The sequence below is a fragment of the Variovorax sp. S12S4 genome, assembly GCF_023195515.1.
Taxonomy (GTDB): Bacteria; Pseudomonadota; Gammaproteobacteria; order Burkholderiales; family Burkholderiaceae_C; genus Variovorax.
Map to the genome: position 1 here is coordinate 4,621,582 of NZ_JALPKR020000002.1, position 21,322 is coordinate 4,642,903.

Genomic DNA, 21,322 nt, shown 5'->3' on the forward strand with positions numbered 1-21,322 from the left:
CTTTCGAAATCCATTCTTGTCTCCTCCGCCCATTGATCTTGCTCAATCGATGTTGGCTCTCGGGGTCGTCTGCTCACGCAGCGGCCGGCGGGGTCAGGTCCATCTTGCGCCATGAAAACGGAGGTATCAATGTATAGAGTGACGAGGCAAAGTGCAACGTTTTTCTTACCTCCTCACGTTTTCTTTTGATCTATTACTCAATCGGGTGAGAGCCCAAGCACCCAGTCCTTGAACTGTTCCAGCGCCCCCGAAGCGGGCGGGCCTTCCGGGTAGGCGAAGTAGTAGCCCTGGCTCACGTCCAGGTGCCGGTCGATCGGTACCACGAGTTCGCCGGTTCGCAATTCGCGCTCGATCAGAAGGCGCGGCGCCAGGCCCACGCCCATTCCGGCCGCCGCGGCGGCGGTCACCATGGTGAAGAGCTCGTAGCGCGGGCCGCGCGAGGCGTGCAGCGTGTAGTCCCAGCCCTGTTGCGCATACCAGTCGCGCCAGGCGTGCGCGCGCGTGCTCAGGTGCACATGGCGGCAACGCTCGAAGGCCGCTTCGTTCCACGGCCCGTTGGCATCGCGGAACGCCGGGCTGCAGACGGGAACCATCTCGCCTTCGGAAAAGATCAACCCGCCCTGCGTGCTCGGCCAGAACTGGTCGCCGAAATAGATGGCGGCGTCATAGGCGTTTTCCTGGAAAGAGAAGGGCTGCGTGCGCACCGAGAGATTGACCGTGATGTTCGGGTGCTGCCGGCTGAAATCGGGCAGCCGGGGAATCAGCCATTGGGTGGCAAAGGTGGGAACCACCGCCACTTCGAGCACAAAACCCATGTCGTGGCCGGCGCTGATCTCGAGCGTGTCGCGGCGGATCTGGTCCAGGTGGCGGCGGATGCGCGCGGCGTATTCACGGCCGGTGTCGGTGAGCGTGAGCCGCCGGCGCACGCGCGAAAACAGCGGCACGCCCAGCCGCTGCTCCAGCGTGGCCACCTGGCGCCCGACGGCGCTTTGCGTCAGCGCCAGTTCGGCCGCGGCGCGGGTAAAGCTCCCCAGGCGCGCCGAGGCCTCGAAGGCCTGCAGCGCGCCCAGGTTGGGAATGTCTTTTCTCATCGTTGCTATTCTGCGTGCGGGTCTCGCGGTTTTTCCCGGCGCTTGTAAGAATGGACCTGTGGGCGAGCAGCAAGAAAGGGATTTCATGCGTCGTGTGGTGATCATCGGCGGCGGGGCCATCGGCTCTGCGATTGCCTATTTTCTGAACCAGGACCCGTCGCAGGAGCCGTTCGACGTGACCGTGGTCGAGCGCGACTTCTCGTACACGCAGGCATCGTCGGCCTTGTCGGCGAGCTCGATCCGGCAGCAGTTCTCCACCGCCATCAACATCGAGATGTCGCTCTACGGCATCGAGTTTTTTCGCCGGCTTGGCGAAACCCTGCGCGTGGGCGACAACGTGCCCGACATCGGCCTGGTCGAGCCCGGGTACCTGTACCTGGCCCCACCGGAGGGCGTGGACGTGCTGCGCGAGAACCATGCAACGCAGAAGGCGCATCGGGTCGACGTGGTGCTGATGACGCCGGAACAGCTGAAGGCTCGCTTTCCGTGGATCTCGACCGAAGGCATCGCGCTGGCATCGCTGGGCCTTTCGGGTGAGGGCTGGTACGACGGCTACAGCCTGCTGCAGGCGTTCCGGAAGAAGGCCATTTCACAGGGCGCGCGCTATGTGCAGGCAAAGGCAACCGGGCTGCAGCGCAGCGGCCGCGCACTGACGGGCGTGGAGCTGGACATCGGCGATCCGCTCGAGGCCGACGTGGTGGTCAACGCGGCGGGCGCCTGGGCCGCCAAGGTGGCGGGCTGGGCCGGCATCGACTTGCCGGTGCGCGGGCGCCGGCGCATGGTGTTCAGCTTTTCGTGCCCCGACACCCTGCCGGGCTGCCCGCTGATCATCGACACCTCGGGCATCTGGCTGCGCCCCGAAGGCCGCTGTTTCATCTGCGGCTTTGCACCGCCGCAGGACCGGGACCGCGACGATGCGCCGCTCGAGGTCGACTACCGCGTGTTCGACGATTTCATCTGGCCGGCGCTGGCTGCGCGCGTGCCGGCGTTCGAGGCCATTCGCATGACAAGCGCGTGGGCCGGCTACTACGAGATGAACGTTTTCGACCACAACGCAATCCTCGGGCTGCATCCGGGCTGCGACAACCTCTACTTTGCCAATGGGTTCTCGGGGCATGGGCTGCAGCAATGCCCTGCGGCGGGGCGGGGCGTGGCGGAGCTCATCCGCTACGGCGAATACCGCAGCCTCGACCTGTCGCCGGTTTCGTTTACGCGCATTCTCGAAAACAGGCCGCTCGTCGAGAAGAACGTGATCTAGCCGGAGGCCGGGCAGAGGCGTACGATCATTCGCAAGCGAGGGCCACAGCATCATGACTGCACAGGCATTGATCGATACCGCACAGGCGCTGGTTGCCGGCGACAAGGGCTTGCTGGCCATGGACGAGAGCAACGCCACCTGCCACAAGCGCTTTGCGAAGCTGAACATTCCCCAGACCGAAGACGCGCGCCGCAGCTGGCGCGAGCTGATCGTGACCGCGCCCGGCCTTGGCGCAAGCATCAGCGGGGCGATTCTTTTCGACGAAACCATCCGGCAGCGCACGAGCGGGGGCGCGACCTTTGTCTCGGCACTCGAAGCGGCGGGCATCATTCCGGGCATCAAGGTCGACACGGGCGCGAAGCCTCTGGCGGGCCACCCCGGCGAGACGGTGACCGAGGGCCTCGACGGCCTTCGCGAGCGGCTCGCCGAGTACGCCGGCATGGGGGCACGCTTTGCCAAATGGCGCGGCGTCATCACCCCCGGTGCCGGCTTGCCCAGCCGTGCGTGCATCGAGGTCAATGCCCATGCGCTGGCCCGCTATGCGGCCCTGTGCCAGGAGGCCGGGCTGGTTCCCATCGTCGAACCCGAAGTGCTGATGGAGGGGGACCATTTCCTCGCACGCTGCGCGGAAATCACCGAAGAAACGCTGCATGCGGTCTTCGTTCAATTGCGTTTGCAGGGCGTGCTGCTGGAGGGCATGCTCTTGAAGCCCAACATGGTCTTGCCCGGCCAGGCCTGCCCGATCCAGGAGAGCGTGGACGAAGTGGCCGACGCCACGGTGACCTGCCTGCTGCGCACAGTGCCCGCTGCCGTGCCGGGCATCGCGTTCCTCTCGGGAGGGCAGTCGGCGCAACTTGCTTCGGCCCGGTTGAACGCCATGAACGCGCGGTTCGCATCGCGGCTGCCGTGGGCGCTTGCGTTCTCATACTCGCGCGCCGTTCAGCAGCCGGCGCTGGATGCATGGAAGGGTGAGCCCGCCAATGTCGCTGCGGCGCAGAAGGCGCTTGTGCACCGCGCCCGCTGCAACCAGGCCGCGCGCCGCGGCAACTACGACGCGCTGGCGGACGCACCCGGGCCCGGCTGAGTTCAGGCGCCCTTTGCCGGGTTCACCAGCACAGGGGTCGACCGGTAGCTTTCCGGGAACAGCTTCTTCAGGTTTTCGATCTTCGGCATGTCGTGGATCACGATATAGCCGTGCCGCGGGTGGCGCGTAAGAAAGTCCTGGTGGTAGGCCTCGGCCGCATAAAAAGGCTTCGACATTTCGATGGTGGTCGCCAGCGGCTTGCCGAAGGTCTTGGCCTGGTTCAACTGCACGATGTAGTCCCTTGCAACGCGGGCCTGCTCGATGTTCTCGGCGAACACGGTGGAGCGGTATTGAGGGCCAGTGTCGGGCCCTTGCCGGTTCAGCTCGGTCGGATCGTGCGCTACCGAGAAATAGATCTGCAGCAGCTTGCCGTAGCTGATCTGCTGCGGGTCGTACGTGATGCGCACCGATTCCGCGTGGCCGGTGTTGCCGGAACCCACGCGCTCATAGCGTGCCGTCTTCGATTCGCCGCCGGCATAGCCCGACACGGCGTTGTTCACGCCCTTGACGCGCTGGAATATGCCCTGCACGCCCCAGAAGCAGCCGCCGGCGAACACGGCGGTTTCGTATTTGGTGGTGGGCGAGGCCATGACGTCGACCTTGGGCGCCGGCACGCGCCGCGCCGGCTCGGCGGACGAAGACGCGACAGGCCAGGCCAGCGCCGCGGCTGTGAGCGCGGCTGCGGTGAATGCGAGGGTTCTCATGTGCTGTCCCGTGCGAGTGAGCCATCGATGCCAGGCCGATGGGAGCGACATTGCCGCCGAAAGTGGCGTGCGTCAATGCCGCGTACCCGTGCCTTATCGACGTTTATCGACCTGCCGGTTCAGGCGCTCGACCGGCGCCTGCACGCCGGCCAGAACCCTTTGCGCCTTTTTTTACGGCGGGCAGGGACGCGCCGCCGCCGCACCCGGCCGCGTCGCCTGGCTGGTGGGGCTTTCGTCCACGGTGCCGAGTGGGCGAGTGAAGGTACAGCCGTAGGTCGGGGCTGCCACCGTGGCAGCTGTGACCACGTCGTCGCCCGCGGGCTTCACGCCATCGCGCTCCCACTTGATCATGGCGTCGAAGGCTTCGACCTGCTCCGCGATCGTGAAGTCGCAATGGGAGATGCCGCGCACGGCGCGCTGCACCAGCCAGTCGCTGTTGCCCTTGGCCGCAACGCGCTGGTTGTAGATCTGCTGCATGCTGAAGGGCACGTACAGGTCGCCCAGCGTGTGCAGCGAAACCACCGGGATCTTGAATTCGCCGTTCGCCTTGGGAATCCAGCGCAGGCCGTCGGTGCGCAACCGGTTGGCGTCGGGTGCCGCGGTGAGCTTGAGCACCGATGCGTTCAGCGCGGTCGTTCCCGCCACGTCGCCGTCGATGGCGTAGGTGAAGCGGTTGGTGTCGAGCGTGCTCTTGTTCAGGATGCCGTTGACGGTGCCGTCGCTGCCGAACACGCCCCAGACCGCCGCGAACGAACCGCCCTGCGTGAACCCGAGATCGAACATCGGCCGCTCGCCGCCCGTGAGGTTCTTCACCACCGATCCGAACTTCAGGCCGGTGGCCGTGGGTGTGCCCGGAAAGGCCGTGTAGAGCGTGCCCGTGACCTGCGTCCTGATGTCCAGCCAGTTGACGGTCGGGTACTTGGGCAGACCTGCCAGTGCCTGCGCGGCAATCTGTGCGCCTGCAAAGTAGTCGAACAGCTCGGTGTCGCCCAGCACGCCGCACATCGGCACCGCGCCGGTGTACCTGACCTTGTGGTTGGCCGTGGCGAAAGCCTCGTCCTCGATGGCCGCCGCGGTGATGTGGCCGCCCATCGAATGGCCCGTGATGTAGATTTTTGAAGGCGCCGCAAGCTCTCGGCCGTTGGCCTTGGCAATGGCGTTGAACTGCAGGGCCAGCGCGTTGGTGTCTTCGACGCCGGCGCGCACGTCATAGAAATTCTTGCTGTAGCTCGACGCGGCCCAGGCGTAGCCGTTCTGGATGAGATAGCGGCGGATCGATGGGGCGTTCACCTTCAGCAGGTTGCTTTCACCCGCATAGCCGTGCGCATACATCACCAGCTTGCCGTTCCAGTTGGCAGGCACCTCGACTTGGTATTGCGCGGCGCCGAGCATGCCTGCCCAGCGGCTGGTGGTGGCGTTGTCGACCGTGTCGCTGGCGTCCGGTGCGAGCGCCGCGAAGGTGGTGGCTGAAGCATCTGCGGGCGCGAACGAGTTGCGGCTGTCTTGCAGGCGCGTCTCTTCGGGCGGCGGCGGGGGCGGTGGAGGAGGAGGGGGCGGCGCGGGAGCCGGAGCCGGCGGCAGCGGGGTGAACGCAAAGCCGCCCCCACCGCCACCACCGCCGCAGGATGCGACGGCAAGGCTGGCTGCAAGGGCAAGAAGTGTCAGGCGCGCGGAATGCATGGGATGTCTCTCTCCGTTCTTGTGGTGTTGGGAAGAAGAAGCCCGGCGCAGCGATGCATTGCCAGGCCGTAGAGGACGACCGTGCTATTTCGCTGGACCGGCGGCGCAGCGTAGGGGCGTTGCCGGGCGCATCGGCCCGGGCTTTCCCGTAGCTGCTATCTCGTACGCGACACCCGCGCCATGCCGGCGCGCGGAGGCCTCATTCCTTGCGGCGCGTGACCACCACCGTGGCCTCAAGACCGTCGTAGGCCTCGGCGTCGCCATACCAACTGCCCGAGATCGGCGCGGCCTGTGCCGGGTCTCGCGTGACGCCGACGCGGATCAACTGGCCGCTGCCCATGAGGTTGTTGGTCGGGTCGAATGCCAGCCAGCCGACGCCCGGCAGGTAGGCCTGCAGCCAGGCGTGCGTGGTGCCGGCGCCGGTCATCGATTCGCCGGGCGACTGGGCCGCGCGGTCGAGCGCGGCGTCGTAGATGTAGCCCGAGACAAAGCGGGTGGCAATGCCCAGGCGGCGCGTGGCTTCCATCATCAGCAGCGCGTAGTCGCGGCAACTGCCGCTGCCGAGCGCCAGCGTCTGCAGCGGGGTCTGCGTGCCTTCCTCGTCGCGCGCCTTGTATTCGAGGCTCTGGCCGATGTGCGCGTTCATGCGCGTGAGCACTTCGCGCGTGCTGTTGGGCTTGTCGGTGTGAAGGAACTGGTGGGCCCAGCGGATCAGCGTGCCGTTCGCATCGTCGTCATGGTGCGGGCGCAGGTAGTGCTCGAGGTCGAGGCGCTCCTGCACCGAATAGGCAAACGGTAGGAACTCGGCGGCCGGGTCGAGCGCGAGTTGGTCCTGCTGCGCCGGCACATGCTCGATGGTGAAGGAACACACGATGCGCAGCTCGGTGGCCTCGCCCATGGGCTGCACCAGCGCAACCGAGTTGGAGTGCGGGTCCTGGATGAGCCGAGTGAAAGATTGCGGGCTCACCTGCAGGTCGGTGGCCAGCACCCGCAGGTCGTGGCTGTCGCGGGGCCGGAACATGACGCGGTGCAGCCCGAAGGTCACCGGTTTCTTGTAGCGGTAGACGGTGGTGTGCGTGATGTCGTACTGAATGGCCATGCGGTGCATTCTCACGTGTTGGCGTGACCAGCGGGGGCTTTCCGTTGGCTGGCAGCGGCCCTGTGCCGCAGAATCGGCGCCCGCCCGGCCTTCAGCACCCGCATCCACGACACATGTACTCCGCCACCTTCATCTTTGCCAAGAAGCAGTTCGACGACGAATTCCATCGCCTCGACCAGACCATTGCGGCGGCAGCGAAGTCGCTGCCCGGCTACTTGGGCGAAGAAGCCTGGGAGAACGCGGGCAACGGGCTGGTGTCGAACGTCTACTACTGGGAGTCGCTCAAAGCGCTGCAGGCACTCATCCAGCACCCTGTGCACCAGCAAGCGAAGGCGGCGCAGGCGAACTGGCTCGATGGCTACAAGGTCGTTATTTCCGAGGTGGTGCGCGTCTACGGCGACAGCAAGATCGACCACATGCTGGCGCCGGCCGGCAACGTTGGCGCCTAGGGCGCGGTTCTTTCGGTGCCGAGGGCCTTCGCCAGGTTGGCGGGCAGCGGCAGCGGTTCGCCGTGCCACTGCGCGGCCAGCAGTTCGGCGCACAGTGCCGCAAAGCTGAGGCCGCGCGAACCCAGGGCGGTGCAGGCCCAGAGGCCGGCTTCGCCCAGCGGGCCGACCAGCGGGCGGCGGTCGCCCGAGGCGCAACGGATTCCAACCCAGGTCTTGGCCTCGCCATGCTCGAAAGCCGGTGCCAGCGCTGCCGCGGCGACGGGGTGCAGGCGTTCCAAGCGCTCCCGGTTTGCATCGGCATCGGCCGCCTGAGGGACCAGGTCGGTGCTGTCGCGGTCGAAGGTGGCGCCGGCGAGCCAGAGCAGGGCGCCTTCATCTTCGGGCACATGGGCAATCAGATGGCCGTCGCCGTTGAGCGGCGTGGCGGGTAGGGCGAGGTCGCCCGCCATGCGGCCCCACGCGACCTGACCGCGCACCGGCTGCAGCGGAAGCTCGGGCGCGAAGCGGCCCGATTCATAGCCCGCCGCAACGACCACGCGGTCGGCTTCAGCCAACAACCGGTCGGCGGCATCCCGGAGCTGCCAGCCGGCCGCGCTGCGTGACAGGCGTGCGACCGGCGCGTTGCCGCGAAACTCGATGCCCGGCTCGCGCAGCCAGCCTTCGATCAGCCTTGAAGGACGGACCCAGCCCGCCCGCGCATGCCAGAGCGCGGGTGCGTCGGCGGGCAAGCCGGCATTCGCCAGTTGCGCGGCGCTGGCGGGCCACGATTCGTTCGGGCCGCTCTCGCTCCACCCGTCGGGCACGCGCGTGTCGCCTTCGGGCCGCCGCTCCAGCACACCGGCGGCGCGCCAGTCGCGGCCTTCTTGCAGCAGGCGCTCCAACTCCAGCCAGGTGGCGCGGATGCCGGCACGCGTAAGCCGCGAGAGCAGGGCATCGTCAGGCGACACATGCGGCGCCAGCACGCCGACCGGCAGGCCAGAAGCACCGGCGGCGGGACGGTCGGCCGCATCGAGCACGGTGACTTGCCACCCGCGCCGCGCGAGGCTGGCGGCAACGGCCGCGCCGGCCAGCCCGGCACCGATGACAGCGCAGCGGCCGGGCGCCTCCACGTGCTCGGGCGCAGGACCGCGGCGGCGCACTGTCCAAGCTGGCGCGAACACGCCGGCGAGGCAGTCGCGCTTGGGCGGCAGGCCTGGCCGGGTTTCAAGCTGGAAACCGTTCTGCGAAAGCGCATCGCGCACGGCCCGGGCACAGGTCCAAGTGGCGAGGCCGGTGCCCTGGCGGGCAAAGCGCGACACCGCCTTGAGCGTGTCGGGCGACCACATGGCGGGGTTCTGCTCGGGGCTGAAGCCATCGAGAAAGATGCTGTCGGCCTCGAAACGCTGCGCACGCAGCATCGGCTGCACGTCGCCGATGCACAGCGTGAGCAGCACGCGGCCTTGGTCGAAGGCCAGCCGGTGAAAGCCCGGCAGCAGCCCGTGCCACTGCGCAGCCAGCTCCTCGGCCAGCGGCATCAGTTCGGGGTAAGCCCCGGCGGCGCGCAACAGGTCTTCAGGCCCGACCGGGTGCGCCTCGACCGAGACGAAGTGCAGCATGCGCGGCCGGTTCGCGTCCGCGCGCCACGCTTGCCAGGTTGTCAGGAAATTGAGGCCCAGCCCGAATCCGGTTTCGAGAATCAGCCATTTCGACCGTCCGGACCATGCCTCGGGCAGGCCGCAGCCGCCCAGAAACACATGGCGAGCCTGCGCCAGTGCCCCGGTTTCGGTGTGATAGTTGTCGCCGAAGCGCTCGCTGCGCGGCACGCCATCGGCACGCCAGGCGACGGGCTCGGCGGCCAAGGCGGGCTTAGTTCGACGGGGGAACGTAGCCCTGGGCGACGTCGGCGCCTTCGCCGAAGAAGTGCTTTTCCATCTGGCGGGCAAGGTATTGGCGGGCCCGCAGATCGGCCAGGTTCAGCCGGTTTTCATTGACCAGCATCGTCTGCTGCTTGAGCCAGGCGGCCCAAGCCTCCTTGCTGACGTTCTCCCACAGGCGCTTGCCCAGTTCCCCGGGATAGGGCGGGAAGTCGAGCCCTTCGGCCTCTTTGCCGAGCTTGATGCACTGAACCATGCGTGCCATTTTTGATTGCCTCTGGTGGGGAAAGCGGTTGCTTAGTTGATTTTGCTATTTAGAACTGAGAACTCGGTCGTTCCAGTTTCCATATGTCGTATTCAGAATACGTAGCTTCATTGATATGCCTTTTTGAGTAAGACACCATGAGCCTTCGCCGCGACTTTATCAAGCTTTCCCTGGGGGCCGGCGTGGCCGGTGCCATGGCCCTGACAGCATTGCCGTCGTTTGCACAGGGCGCGGGCCCGGTGACGCTGCTGAACGTGTCGTACGACCCGACGCGCGAGCTGTATGTCGACTACAACCGCGCCTTCGCCAAATACTGGAAGGCCAAGACCGGCCAGGACGTGACCATCAAGCAGTCGCACGGCGGCTCGGGCAAGCAGGCGCGCTCGATCATCGACGGCATCGACGCCGACGTGGCCACGCTGGCGCTGGGCGGCGACATCGACGCGCTGGTCACGCACGGCGGGGTCGTCAAGGAGGGCTGGCAGAAGCGCCTGCCGCAAAACTCGGCGCCGTACACCTCGACCATCGTGTTCCTGGTGAAAAAGGGCAACCCCAAGGGCCTGAAGGACTGGAGCGACCTGGTGAAGCCCGGCGTTCAGGTGATCACGCCCAACCCCAAGACCTCCGGCGGCGCCCGCTGGAATTACCTGGCCGCGTGGGAATTCGCCAAGCGCAAGTACGGCAGTGATGCCAAGGCCAAGGAATTCATCGGCAGCCTGTTCAAGAACGTGCCCGTGCTCGACACCGGCGCGCGCGGCTCGACCATCACCTTCGTGCAACGCGGCGTGGGCGACGTGCTGCTGGCCTGGGAGAACGAGGCCTTCCTGGCGCTGAAGGAATTCGGCACCGACAAGTTCGAGATCGTGGTTCCTTCGATTTCCATCCTGGCCGAGCCCACGGTGGCGGTGGTCGACAAGGTGGTCGACAAGAAGGGCACGCGCGCCGTGGCCGAGGAATACCTCAAGTACCTGTACTCCGATGAGGGCCAGGACATTGCGGGCCGCAACTTCTACCGCCCGACCTCGGAAAAGGCCAAGGCCAAGTACGACAAGCAGTTCCCCAAGCTCACGCTGGTTTCCATCGACGAAGCATTCGGCGGCTGGGCCAAGGCGGACAAGGCGCACTTTGCCGACGGCGGCTCGTTCGACCAGATCTACAAGTAAAACAGCAAAGAAAGCCTCTTGTGTCCGTTCTCCTGATTGCTGGCAGCCCTTCGGCACCGTCGCGTTCCACCGCCTTGCTCGAGGCGGTGGGCGAGCGGCTCGCCGGCCGCAATGCGCGCATCGAGCGGCTCGCAATCCGCGACCTGCCGGCAGAGGCGCTGCTGCTGGCCGACTGGGACCACCCGGCCATCGAGCGCGCCATTGCGCAGGTGGCGCAGGCGCGGGTGGTCGTGGTGGCCACGCCGGTCTACAAGGCGGCTTACAGCGGCGTGCTGAAGGTTTTTCTCGACCTGCTGGCGCAGAACGCGCTCAAGGGCAAGACGGTGCTGCCGCTGGCCACCGGCGGCAGCCCGCACCACATGCTCGCGCTCGACTACGCATTGCGGCCCGTGCTGCATGCGCTCTCGGCGCGGCACATTCTTCCGGGTGTCTACGCCACCGATTCGCAGATCACGCTGACACCCGAGAACGCCTACCAGGTGCATGCCGACCTGGCCGAGCGGCTTAACGAAGCCGTCGAACTATTGGCGACCGAAGGGCTGAAGCTGCCCGCCACGCACGGCTTCGAGCCGGTGCCGTTCTCACGCGTGCGATGTAGCGTCTGACGGGCTCCCCGTCTGACCGGCTTCCAGCCGGCCCCATCTCCGTTCCCTTTTTTTTCGCCCGCAAGCGGCGAGGGGACAGCTTTGCCCAAAGGAACCACACGTGAACCCTGTTGCCACCGAAGACTCCGCGCTCGACACGCCGCCTCGTTCCATCTGGCATGCGTTGCGAGACCTCGCCATCAGCACGATCGTGGTGACGGCCGTTGCGCTCATCGTCGGCTTCATCTCGGCCTGAGCCGGGTTTGCTCCTCCGCACACGAAAGAACAACCTCATGACTTCGATCTCCATTCCACGCCGCCGCCTGCTGCAGGGCGCCGCCGCCGCCATTGCGCTGCCTTCGTTCAGCGCGCTGGCGCAAGCACCTGCGCGCCAGCTTCGCATCGGCAAACAGAAGGGCCTGCTCAGCATCCTCAAGGGCCGCGGCACGCTCGAGAAGCGGCTCGCGCCGCTCGGCGTGTCGCTCAAGTGGACCGAGTTCACCGCCGGCCCGGTGCAACTCGAAGCGCTGAATGTCGGCTCCATCGATTTTGGCGACGTGGGCGAGGCGCCGCCCATCTTCGCGCAGGCCGCGGGCGCGCCGCTGGCTTATGTGGCCGCCACGCTGCAGCGCCCGCAGTCGGAAGCGGTGCTGGTTCCCAAGGGTTCCGCTATCAAGAACGTGGCCGACCTGAAGGGAAAGAAGATCGCGCTCAACAAGGGCTCGAATGTTCACTATTTCATCGTCAAGCTGGCCGAGAAGCATGGCCTGGCGTACGGCGACCTGAATCTTGTCTACCTGCCGCCGGCCGACGCGCGTGCCGCATTCGAGAAGGGCTCGGTCGACGCATGGGTGATCTGGGACCCGTTTCTTGCCGCCGCCGAAAAGTCGCTCGAGGCCCGCGTGCTGGCCGACGCGACCGGCGTGGTGGGCAACCGCTCGTACTACTTCTCGTCGCTCGACTATGCGGCGAAGAATGCCGACGTGCTGGCCGTCGTGACCGAGGAGATCGGCAAGATCGACGCCTGGGGCACCGCCAACAAGAGCGATCTTGCCGCCGAGCTGGCCACCCTCTGGGGCCTGCCGAAGCCGGTGGCCGACCTGACGGTGGCGCGCGCGGTCTACGGCACCGGCCCCATCACCAAGGCGATTCTTGCCGAGCAGCAAAAGATCGCCGACACCTTCTTCGACCTGAAGCTGATTCCGAAGCGGATCAACGTGCTCGAGGCCGCTCCGGCGGGAATTGCGTGACGCGCGAAACCTTGCGCACCCGCGCTAATTGCGTGCTCGCGACCACCAAGCGCGCGTGGGGCATTCCTGAGCCGAAGGCCAGCTGCGCCCGTTCCGCGTTGCCCCGCCTGCGCCTCACGCTGCCACACGTGCGCGGCTTTTTCTTTGCCATCTGACCCCCGGCCCAACCGACGGAAAGAAGACATGCAGATATTCTGGTTTTTACCCACGCACGGCGACAGCCGCTATCTCGGCACGACCGAAGGCGCGCGCCAGGTCGACCTGGCCTACCTGCAGCAGATTGCCGGCGCCGCCGACAACCTCGGCTATGAAGGCGTGCTGATTCCCACCGGTCGCTCGTGCGAAGACCCCTGGGTGATCGCATCGAGCCTGATCGGCGCGACGAAGAAGCTCAAGTTCCTGGTCGCGGTGCGGCCGGGCCTGCACCAGCCCAGCCTGGCCGCGCGCATGGCCGCGACCTTCGACCGGCTCTCGGGCGGCCGCTTGCTGGTGAACCTGGTCACCGGCGGCGACCAGGCCGAGCTCGAGGGCGACGGCGTCTACCTCGACCATGCGGCCCGCTACGAGCAGTCGGCCGAGTTCATTCGCATCTGGCGCGAGATTCTCGCGCGCAGCCACGACGGCAAGTCTTTCGATTACGAAGGGCAGCACCTGAGCGTGAAGGGCGCGAAGCTGCTGTTTCCGCCGGTGCAGAACCCGCATCCGCCGGTGTGGTTCGGCGGCTCGTCGGCTGCCGCGCACGAGCTTGCGGCCGAGCAGGTCGATGCCTATCTCACATGGGGCGAGCCGCCCGCCGAGGTGGGCAAGAAGATTGCCGACGTGCGCAACCGCGCCGCGCGCAAGGGCCGCAAGGTCGAGTTCGGCATTCGGCTGCACGTGATCGTGCGCGAGACCGAAGAGGCCGCCTGGAAAGCCGCCGACGAGCTGATCAGCCGTGTGGACGATGACACCGTGATCCGCGCCCAGGCCGCCTTTGCGCGCATGGATTCCGAGGGCCAGCGCCGCATGGCCGCGCTGCATGCGGGCGGGGCCAAGCGCTCGCGTGCCGACCTGGAAATTTCGCCCAACCTGTGGGCTGGCGTGGGCCTGGTGCGCGGTGGCGCGGGCACCGCGCTCGTGGGCGACCCCAAGACCGTGGCGGCGCGCATAGAGGAATACGCGGCGCTCGGCCTCGACAAATTCATTCTCTCGGGCTACCCGCATCTCGAAGAAGCCTACCGATTCGCAGAGCTGGTGTTTCCGCTGCTTTCGCGCAAGGCGCAAACGCGGCTCGCGGGCGGCTCGCTGAGCGGGCCCTTCGGCGAAGTCGTCGCCAATCTCGATGCGCCTTCGCGCCTCGCCTCCCAAAGCTAAGGACCGTCATGACCGAACAAGTGCAGGAACTGCCGGCGCTCGCGCCTTCGCGAGAGAGCACCCCGGAGCGCTGAAGGCCTTCGGCGCCAACGTGGCGGGCCGGCTGGTGCCGTGGCTCGTGCCGGTGGGGCTCATCGTCCTCTGGCAGATCGCTTCATCGCTGGGCTGGCTCTCCACCCGGGTGCTTCCGGCGCCGGTAGACGTAGTCAAGGCGGCCTGGAGCCTGGCGGTTTCGGGCGAGCTCTGGACGCACGTGAAGGTAAGCGCGGGGCGTGCGCTCGCGGGCCTTGCGATCGGCGGCGGAACCGGGCTGGTGCTGGGCCTCTTGACAGGCTCGGTGAAGTTCTTCGAGACGCTGCTCGACTCGACCATTCAGATGGTGCGCAACATTCCCGCGCTGGCGCTCATTCCGCTCGTGATCCTGTGGTTTGGCATCGACGAGTCGGCCAAGCTGTTTCTCATCTCGGTGTCGGTGTTCTTTCCGATCTACCTCAACACCTTTCACGGCATTCGCAACGTCGATCCGCAGCTGATCGAGATGGGCCGCACCTACGGCCTCTCTCGCTGGCAGCTGTACGGCGAGGTGATATTGCCGGGCGCGCTGTCGTCGATTCTGGTGGGCCTGCGCTTTTCGCTCGGGCTGATGTGGGTGATCCTCATCGTGGCCGAAACCATCTCGGCGCAGGCCGGCATCGGCTACCTCACCATGAATGCCCGCGAGTTCCTGCAGACCGACATCGTGCTGGTGGGCATCCTCTTGTATGCGCTGCTCGGCAAGCTGGCCGACCTGTTCGCGCGCGGGCTGGAGCAGTGGTGGCTGCGCTGGCACCCTGGCTACCAGAAGAAGCCGAAGTGAGGGCAGGGCGAATGACCAAACCATCCACGATCTCTCGCCGCACCGTCGTTGCGGGGCTGGCTGGCCTGGGCGCACTCGGCACCGGCGCAGTGCTGGCCCAGGGCACGGCCGCTCGGCCTGTGACGGTGCGGCTCGGCTACCAAAAGTCTTCAACGCTGATCGCGCTGCTCAAGGTGCAGGGCACGCTCGAAAAGCAGCTGGCTCCTCTCAACGCCACGCTGAGCTGGCATGAGTTCACCAGCGGCCTGCCGCTGCTCGAGGCGCTGAACCTCGACAACCTGGACATCAGCGCCGATGTGGCCGACACGGTGCCGGTGTTTGCGCAGGCCGCCGGTGCCGACCTGACCTTCGTTGCGCAAGAAGCGCCTTCGCCCGCGGCGCAGGCCATTCTGGTGCGCGAGGATTCACCGCTCAAATCGGTGGCCGACCTGAAGGGAAAGAAGATCGGCTTCGCCAAGGCGGCCGGCGCGCATTACCTGCTGATTGCGGCGCTGGAGAAGGCCGGTTTGTCCTTCAAGGACATCGATCCCGCCTACCTGACGCCGGCCGACGGCCGGGCCGCTTTCGAGCGCGGCGCCATCGACGCCTGGGTGGTGTGGGACCCGTTCCTTGCGGCGGCGCAGCGCCAGGCCAAGGTGCGCGTGCTGGCTGACGGCACGGGCATCGCTTCTTACCAGCGCTACTACCTTGCAAGCACCAAGTTCGCGAAGGTACGCCCTGATGTGCTGCGCGTGGTGTATGCCGAGCTCGAGAAAACCGGCAAGTGGGTCAAGCAGAACCCGAAGGAAGCGGCGGCCCTGCTGTCGCCCGTGTGGGGTCTGGACGCCGCGACGATCGAACAGGCCAACGCGCGCCGCAGCTATGCGGTGCGTCCGGTGCTGGCCGAGGCACTCACCGAACAGCAGCGCATAGCCGATGCCTTCTTCGCGGAAAAGCTGTTGCCAAGAAAGATCAACGCGCTCGACGTGGCGCTGTTCCAACCGAGCCTTAAATCATGAGCGCCGTTCTCAAAGACATCCAACCCACTGCTATCGCCGGCGGCGTGCGCCTCGAGGCGCGCGGGCTGCACAAGCGCTACGGCGAACGCGAGGTGCTGCGCAATACGCAGCTCACCATCGAGCCGGGGCAGTTCATCGCCATCGTGGGGCGCAGCGGCTGCGGCAAGAGCACGCTGCTGCGGCTCATTGCCGGGCTCGAGGAGGCTACGTCCGGCGGGCTCTATACGGACGGCAAGGCGATCGACGGCTTGCACGACGACACGCGGATCATGTTCCAGGAGGCGCGCCTCTTGCCCTGGCGCCGCGTGCTCGACAACGTGACGCTGGGCTTGCCCGGCGAGGCGAAGGCGCGCGGCAAGGATGTGCTCGCGCATGTGGGGCTGGCCGACCGCGAGAACGAATGGCCGGCGCGCCTCTCAGGCGGCCAGCGGCAGCGCGTGTCGCTGGCACGCGCGCTGGTGCACCACCCTCGGCTGCTGCTGCTCGACGAGCCGCTGGGCGCGCTCGACGCGCTCACGCGCATCGAGATGCACCGGCTCATCGAGAACCTGTGGCAGCGCCACCGCTTCACGGCGCTGCTGGTGACGCACGACGTGCAGGAGGCCGTGGCCCTTGCCGACCGCGTGATCCTGATCGAGGACGGCCGCATTGCGCTCGACGAGAACATTGCGCTCGCACGCCCGCGCTCGCAGGGCGACCCGGCCTTTGCCGCCATCGAGAAACGCATTCTCGACCGCGTGCTGCAGAAGGCCGGAGACACGGAGCCCGCGGAAACGGACGCCAGCTGGCTGCAGCCCTCGGCGCACACGCTGCGCTGGGCGATCTGAACCCGCTCATTCACACAAACAGAAAGGCAGCTGCATGTCGCAGAACTGGAAATTCGAAACCTTGTCGGTGCACGCAGGCTACTCGCCCGAGCCGACCACGCGCGCCGTGGCGCCGCCCATCTATCAAACGGTGGCCTATGCCTTCGACAGCGCGCAGCACGGCGCCGACCTGTTCGACCTGAAGGTGCCGGGCAACATCTACACCCGCATCAACAACCCGACGCAGGACGTGCTCGAACAGCGTGTGGCGGCGCTCGAAGGCGGCATTGCGGCGCTCGCGCTGGCCTCTGGCCAGGCGGCGGTGACCTATGCAATACAGACCATCGCGGAAGCCGGCGACAACATCGTCAGCAGCACCGCGCTGTATGGCGGCACCTACAACCTGTTTGCGCACACGCTGCCTCAGTTCGGCATTACCACGCGCTTTGCGGACCACCGCGACCCCAAGAGCTTCGAGAAGCTGTTCGACGAAAAGACCAAGGCCGTGTTTGTCGAGTCGCTCGGCAATCCGGCCGGCAACGTGACGGACATTGCGGCCATCGCAGACATTGCGCACCGCCACGGCGTGCCGCTGATCGTGGACAACACCGTGCCTTCGCCGTACCTGAGCCGGCCTATTGAACATGGCGCGGACATCGTGGTGCACTCGCTCACCAAGTACCTGGGCGGGCACGGCACCAGCATCGGCGGCGCCATTGTCGATTCGGGCAAGTTCCCATGGGCCGAGCACAAGGAGCGCTTCAGGCGCCTGAACGAGCCCGACGTGAGTTACCACGGCGTGGTCTACACCGAAGCGCTGGGCCCGGCCGCCTACATCGGCCGCGCACGCGTGGTGCCGCTTCGCAACACAGGAGCGGCCATTTCGCCGTTCAATGCCTTCCTGATCCTGCAGGGCATCGAGACGCTGGCGCTGCGCATGGACCGAATCAGCAGCAATGCGCTTGCGGTGGCGCAGCACCTCAAGACGCACAAGGCCGTCAACTGGGTCAACTACGCGGCGCTCGAAGACCACCCCGATCACGCACTGGCGAAGAAGTACTTCGGCGGCAAGTCGAGCGGCGTGCTCACGTTCGGCATTGGAAGCGGCCGCGAGGGTGGGGCGAAGTTTCTCGATGCGCTGAAGCTCTTCACGCGGCTCGTGAACATCGGCGACGTGCGTTCGCTGGCCACGCATCCGGCCTCGACCACGCACCGGCAGCTCTCGCCCGAAGAGTTGGCGCGGGCCGGCGTCACGGAAGACACGGTACGCCTTTCGGTCGGCATCGAGCACATCGACGACCTGCTGGCCGACCTCGACCAGGCGCTGGCCGCCGCGGCCGCCTGAGCGCGCGCTTCCATTCACCCACCCGAATCATCCGTTCAACCTGAAAGAGAAAGCAACACCATGTCCATTCAAGCCATCAACGTACGCAACCAGTTCAAGGGCAAGGTCCGCGAGATCATCCGCGGCGACGTCGTCTCCGAGGTCGACGTCGAAACTGCCTGGGGCATCGTCACCTCGGTCATCACCACCCGCTCGGTCGACGAGCTTCAGCTGAAGGTGGGCTCCGACGTGGTGGCGCTCGTGAAGTCCACGGAGGTTTCGATCGCAAAGCTCTGACGGACCCTCGGGCTTGCGACACCCGGCGCCGCTTTGGCGCCGGGCTTTTCTTGAGTTGCCGCGTCACCGGGTTTTCAGTTCTTGGCACAAGCGCCGGGGGCTTCTACAGTGTGGCTACACATGTCCCGGAGAAAGCAACATGGTCAATTTTGAAGTGAGCGACGTCGTTCGCGCACTGCACGACGCGCGCGACGAGTGGCGCGACTCGCAGCGCCGTTCGCGCGAGCCCGGTGCGCGCGAATTTCCGTCGCGCGAGGCGCTTGCGCAGATCGTGGAGTCGCTCAAGGGTGCGCTGTTTCCCATGCGGCTCGGGCCGCCGGAGCTGCGCCATGAGAGCGAGGACTTCTACGTTGGCCACACGCTGAACACCGCCTTGCACGCGCTGCTGGTGCAGGCGCGCCTGGAGTTGAACTTCAATGCCCGCCACGATCCGCGCCCCGCGAGCGAGATCGATCGGATTGCCACCGATGCCGTTCGCCAGTTTGCGAACGCGTTGCCGGGTTTGCGCCGCCTGCTCGACAGCGACGTGCTCGCGGCCTACCAGGGCGACCCTGCGGCGCGCAGCGTGGACGAAGTGCTGCTGTGCTACCCGGGCGTGCTGGCAATGATCCACCACCGGCTCGCGCACCGGCTGTACGAGCTCGACCTGCCGCTCCTGGCGCGCATCGTGGCCGAACTGGCACATGCGCAAACGGGCATCGACATTCACCCCGGCGCGCAGATCGACGCGGGCTTCTTCATGGACCACGGCACGGGCGTCGTGATCGGCGAAACGGCGGTCATCGGCAAGCGCGTGCGGCTTTACCAGGCCGTGACGCTGGGCGCCAAGCGATTTCCGACCGATGCCGAGGGCAACCTGCAGAAGGGCCTGCCGCGGCATCCGGTGGTGGAGGACGACGTGGTGATCTATGCCGGCGCCACCATCCTCGGGCGCGTGACGCTGGGGAAGGGCGCCGTCATCGGCGGCAACGTGTGGATCACCGACAACGTGCCCGCTGGTGCGAGCGTGACGCAGGCCAGCCTGCAGAACGCGCCGAAGACCGGCACGCCATAGGAATGCCGCGCGGATCCGGCCGCGGCCGGCCGCGCTATGCTTCGCGGTTGTCAACAATGGTGCTTGCCCCCGCATGTCCTCGCCCCAAGCTACTTCTTCCGCTTCTTCCATGCCGCGGACGGCCGACGAATCCTGCGATGTGCTCGTGATCGGCGGCGGACCCGCGGGTTCGACGATTTCGGCGCTGCTCGCGCAACAGGGCCGCAAGGTGGTGCTGCTCGAAAAGGCGCATCACCCGCGCTTTCACATCGGCGAATCGCTGCTGCCGGCCAACGTGGAGCTTTTCGAGAAGCTCGGCGTGCGCGACCAGGTCGAGAAGATCGGCATGCCCAAGTTCGGCATCGAGTTTGTCTCGCCGGACCATGAGCATCGCAGCTACGTGGACTTTGCCGAAGGCTGGGACAAGTCGCTCGACTCCGCCTGGCAGGTGCGCCGCTCGGAGCTCGACGAACTGCTGTTCCGCAATGCCGCCACGCGCGGCGCGCAGACGATCGAGGGCTGCAAGGTGCGCGACGTGGCGTTCGACGCCGACGGGGCCACGGTCCAGGCCGAGATGGACGATGGTGCCAAGCGCAGCTGGCGCGCGCGCTTTGTGGTCGATGCCACGGGCCGCGACACGCTGCTGGCCAATAAATTCCGCTGCAAGGAAAAGAACCCCGACCACAACAGCACCGCGCTGTTCGGCCACTTCACCAATGCCGAAAGGCTCGAGGGCAAGAAGGAAGGCAACATCAGCATCTGCTGGTTTCCGCACGGCTGGTTCTGGTTCATTCCGCTGGCCGATGGCACCACCAGCGTGGGCGCGGTTTGCTGGCCTTACTACCTGAAGACGCGCGACAAGCCGCTGAAGGACTTTTTCTACGACACCATCGCGCTGTGCCCGGTGCTGGTGGACCGGCTGAAGAACGCCACGCTCGTGGACGACGCGGTGCACGCCACGGGCAACTTCTCGTACTCGAGCACCCATGCCACCGGCGACCGCTACCTGATGCTGGGCGATGCCTTCACCTTCATCGACCCGATGTTCTCGTCCGGCGTGTACCTGGCCATGCACAGCGCATTCGATGGCGCCGAGCTGGTGGCTAAGGCCTTGGACAAACCGGCCGAGCTGGCGCCCGCGCGCAAGGATTTCGAGGCCATGATGCGCAAGGGGCCGCGCGAGTATTCGTGGTTCATCTACCGCGTGACCAATCCGACCATCCGCGACATGTTCATGCACCCGGGCAATCCGTTCCGCGTGAAGGAAGGGCTGATGTCGCTGCTGGCCGGCGACATCTACCGCGGCACGCCGATCTGGCGGGCGCTCGGCATGTTCAAGTTTCTCTACTACTTCATCTCTATCACCCACATGCGCCGCACGTGGGAGGGATGGAAGCGGCACCGGTTCAACATCCGCGACATGGGCGCGCTGAAGGGCGAGACGATTCTCAAATCGGAGTAGCGCGGGCCGCAGGGCTCGCAAAGGCAGAGGCCTGCGCCGCCCATGCCGTGCGCGATGCGCGCAGCGTTGCCACCGCATGCGCAACGCCCGTGGCGGGACTCGCGAGCACCTCGATGCCAAGGTCTGCGAGCTCATGCGCAACGGGCGCCATGGAGGCTTGCGCCAGAACCACGGCGTCGGCTGCGACAGCGGCAGTGCGAATGGCCTTGGCCAACGTCTCGATGTAGCGGGCGGTGTCGCCGGCCTCGAAGTACGGCCAGGCTTCTTCGACCCAGAGCACGCTCGGTTTGACACCGGCGCCGGCCTGCGCCGCAGTTGAAAGAATCAGCGCAGTGGTGGGCTCCAGGGTGCTTTCGAGCGCTGCGGCAATCAGCACGCGCGGACCGGCGCGCACCGCACGCTCGGCCATTGCGCGGTCGATGCGCTGGGCGGTGAAGGCGCCGCCCGTCGCGGTTTTTTCCGCAATGCCCCCGATGGTGGAGCAGGTGCATGCAACCACGGCGGCGCCGTCGGATGCAGCCTCGCGCATGGCGTCGTGCACGCGGGCGGCCAACTTCGGGTTGTCGATGCCGGAGGCGCGGGCTTCGTGCAGCAGTTCTTCCCTTACCAGGTGGCGCACTTCCAGCTCGGGCGCAATCTCGCGGGTGAGGCGCTCGAAGGTTGGCACATGAACCTGCGCGGTGTGGAGAAAAGCGATGGCGTCGGTCATCGGG

The 21,322-nt window shown here is 66.5% G+C and carries 23 protein-coding genes; 16 read left to right on the plus strand and 7 right to left on the minus strand.

Going from position 1 to position 21,322, the window contains the following annotated elements; all coding sequences use genetic code 11:
* Window positions 1–197: 197 nt before the first annotated feature.
* Window positions 198–1,091: a LysR substrate-binding domain-containing protein gene (locus tag M0765_RS22710; protein ID WP_258506025.1), complete on the minus strand. Its 894-nt coding sequence runs from the start codon at window positions 1,089–1,091 to the stop codon at window positions 198–200.
* Window positions 1,092–1,176: 85 nt separating this feature from the next.
* Between M0765_RS22710 and M0765_RS22715 the strand changes: the two genes are divergently transcribed.
* A complete protein-coding gene (locus M0765_RS22715) occupies window positions 1,177–2,349 on the plus strand; it encodes an NAD(P)/FAD-dependent oxidoreductase (protein WP_258506026.1) in 1,173 nt (390 codons plus the stop codon).
* Window positions 2,350–2,401: 52 nt separating this feature from the next.
* Window positions 2,402–3,433 (plus strand): class I fructose-bisphosphate aldolase, encoded by a 1,032-nt coding sequence (locus M0765_RS22720; RefSeq protein WP_258506027.1) that lies wholly within the window; start codon window positions 2,402–2,404, stop codon window positions 3,431–3,433.
* A 2-nt stretch (window positions 3,434–3,435) separates the two neighbouring features.
* Here the strand turns inward: M0765_RS22720 and msrA are convergent, their stop codons facing one another.
* The 3 genes from msrA to M0765_RS22735 all read right to left on the minus strand — a co-directional run bounded on the left by msrA (window position 3,436) and on the right by M0765_RS22735 (window position 6,916).
* Entirely contained in the window at window positions 3,436–4,137 is a 702-nt protein-coding gene (msrA, locus tag M0765_RS22725; RefSeq protein ID WP_258506029.1) for a peptide-methionine (S)-S-oxide reductase MsrA, read from the minus strand.
* Between the two features lie 171 nt (window positions 4,138–4,308).
* Complete coding sequence (locus M0765_RS22730) at window positions 4,309–5,817, minus strand: alpha/beta hydrolase family protein (protein WP_258506030.1); 1,509 nt, start codon at window positions 5,815–5,817, stop codon at window positions 4,309–4,311.
* Between the two features lie 199 nt (window positions 5,818–6,016).
* Entirely contained in the window at window positions 6,017–6,916 is a 900-nt protein-coding gene (locus M0765_RS22735; protein ID WP_258506031.1) for a transglutaminase family protein, read from the minus strand.
* Window positions 6,917–7,029: 113 nt separating this feature from the next.
* Between M0765_RS22735 and M0765_RS22740 the strand changes: the two genes are divergently transcribed.
* Complete coding sequence (locus M0765_RS22740) at window positions 7,030–7,365, plus strand: antibiotic biosynthesis monooxygenase family protein (RefSeq protein WP_258506032.1); 336 nt, start codon at window positions 7,030–7,032, stop codon at window positions 7,363–7,365.
* Here the strand turns inward: M0765_RS22740 and mnmC are convergent.
* Window positions 7,362–9,203, minus strand: a complete 1,842-nt coding sequence (mnmC, locus tag M0765_RS22745; RefSeq protein WP_258506033.1) for an FAD-dependent 5-carboxymethylaminomethyl-2-thiouridine(34) oxidoreductase MnmC — start codon at window positions 9,201–9,203, stop codon at window positions 7,362–7,364. The genes M0765_RS22740 and mnmC overlap by 4 nt on opposite strands.
* A 7-nt stretch (window positions 9,204–9,210) precedes the next feature.
* Window positions 9,211–9,483, minus strand: a complete 273-nt coding sequence (locus M0765_RS22750) for an oxidative damage protection protein (RefSeq protein ID WP_012748083.1) — start codon at window positions 9,481–9,483, stop codon at window positions 9,211–9,213.
* A 137-nt stretch (window positions 9,484–9,620) separates the two neighbouring features.
* Here M0765_RS22750 and M0765_RS22755 point away from each other — a divergent pair, with 137 nt between their 5' ends.
* The 13 genes from M0765_RS22755 (at window position 9,621) to M0765_RS22815 (ending at window position 20,609) form a co-directional block, all read left to right on the plus strand.
* Window positions 9,621–10,646 (plus strand): sulfate ABC transporter substrate-binding protein, encoded by a 1,026-nt coding sequence (locus M0765_RS22755; protein ID WP_274708806.1) that lies wholly within the window; start codon window positions 9,621–9,623, stop codon window positions 10,644–10,646.
* Between the two features lie 20 nt (window positions 10,647–10,666).
* Complete coding sequence (gene ssuE / locus M0765_RS22760; RefSeq protein ID WP_258506034.1) at window positions 10,667–11,251, plus strand: NADPH-dependent FMN reductase; 585 nt, start codon at window positions 10,667–10,669, stop codon at window positions 11,249–11,251.
* A 100-nt stretch (window positions 11,252–11,351) separates the two neighbouring features.
* A complete protein-coding gene (locus tag M0765_RS22765) occupies window positions 11,352–11,486 on the plus strand; it encodes a hypothetical protein (protein WP_258506035.1) in 135 nt (44 codons plus the stop codon).
* A 37-nt stretch (window positions 11,487–11,523) separates the two neighbouring features.
* Window positions 11,524–12,480 (plus strand): sulfonate ABC transporter substrate-binding protein, encoded by a 957-nt coding sequence (locus tag M0765_RS22770; protein ID WP_258506036.1) that lies wholly within the window; start codon window positions 11,524–11,526, stop codon window positions 12,478–12,480.
* On the plus strand, window positions 12,477–12,635 hold the full coding sequence (locus tag M0765_RS22775) for a hypothetical protein (protein ID WP_258506038.1): 159 nt from the start codon (window positions 12,477–12,479) through the stop codon (window positions 12,633–12,635). Before M0765_RS22770 ends, M0765_RS22775 begins: the two co-directional genes overlap by 4 nt.
* Window positions 12,636–12,663: 28 nt before the next feature.
* Window positions 12,664–13,833, plus strand: coding sequence for an FMNH2-dependent alkanesulfonate monooxygenase (gene ssuD / locus M0765_RS22780; protein WP_258506040.1), 1,170 nt, complete (start codon window positions 12,664–12,666; stop codon window positions 13,831–13,833).
* On the plus strand, window positions 13,802–14,689 hold the full coding sequence (gene ssuC, locus M0765_RS22785) for an aliphatic sulfonate ABC transporter permease SsuC (RefSeq protein WP_258506041.1): 888 nt from the start codon (window positions 13,802–13,804) through the stop codon (window positions 14,687–14,689). The genes ssuD and ssuC overlap by 32 nt, the downstream gene beginning before the upstream one ends.
* A gap of 11 nt (window positions 14,690–14,700) precedes the next feature.
* Window positions 14,701–15,687 carry an aliphatic sulfonate ABC transporter substrate-binding protein gene (locus M0765_RS22790; RefSeq protein WP_258506043.1) on the plus strand — a complete coding sequence of 329 codons (987 nt, stop codon included), beginning with the start codon at window positions 14,701–14,703 and terminating at the stop codon, window positions 15,685–15,687.
* Window positions 15,684–16,514, plus strand: coding sequence for an ATP-binding cassette domain-containing protein (locus M0765_RS22795; protein ID WP_258506044.1), 831 nt, complete (start codon window positions 15,684–15,686; stop codon window positions 16,512–16,514). The genes M0765_RS22790 and M0765_RS22795 overlap by 4 nt, the downstream gene beginning before the upstream one ends.
* A gap of 34 nt (window positions 16,515–16,548) precedes the next feature.
* A complete protein-coding gene (locus M0765_RS22800) occupies window positions 16,549–17,838 on the plus strand; it encodes an O-acetylhomoserine aminocarboxypropyltransferase/cysteine synthase family protein (protein ID WP_258506045.1) in 1,290 nt (429 codons plus the stop codon).
* A gap of 60 nt (window positions 17,839–17,898) precedes the next feature.
* Window positions 17,899–18,114 (plus strand): TOBE domain-containing protein, encoded by a 216-nt coding sequence (locus M0765_RS22805; protein ID WP_007829250.1) that lies wholly within the window; start codon window positions 17,899–17,901, stop codon window positions 18,112–18,114.
* 139 nt (window positions 18,115–18,253) lie between these two features.
* Window positions 18,254–19,168: a serine O-acetyltransferase EpsC gene (epsC, locus tag M0765_RS22810; RefSeq protein WP_258506046.1), complete on the plus strand. Its 915-nt coding sequence runs from the start codon at window positions 18,254–18,256 to the stop codon at window positions 19,166–19,168.
* Between the two features lie 73 nt (window positions 19,169–19,241).
* Window positions 19,242–20,609 carry an NAD(P)/FAD-dependent oxidoreductase gene (locus M0765_RS22815; RefSeq protein ID WP_258506047.1) on the plus strand — a complete coding sequence of 456 codons (1,368 nt, stop codon included), beginning with the start codon at window positions 19,242–19,244 and terminating at the stop codon, window positions 20,607–20,609.
* Here M0765_RS22815 and M0765_RS22820 read toward each other — a convergent pair.
* Window positions 20,596–21,318 (minus strand): Asp/Glu/hydantoin racemase, encoded by a 723-nt coding sequence (locus M0765_RS22820; RefSeq protein ID WP_258506048.1) that lies wholly within the window; start codon window positions 21,316–21,318, stop codon window positions 20,596–20,598. The two genes, M0765_RS22815 and M0765_RS22820, sit on opposite strands and share 14 nt — an antisense overlap.
* Window positions 21,319–21,322 lie beyond the last annotated feature (4 nt).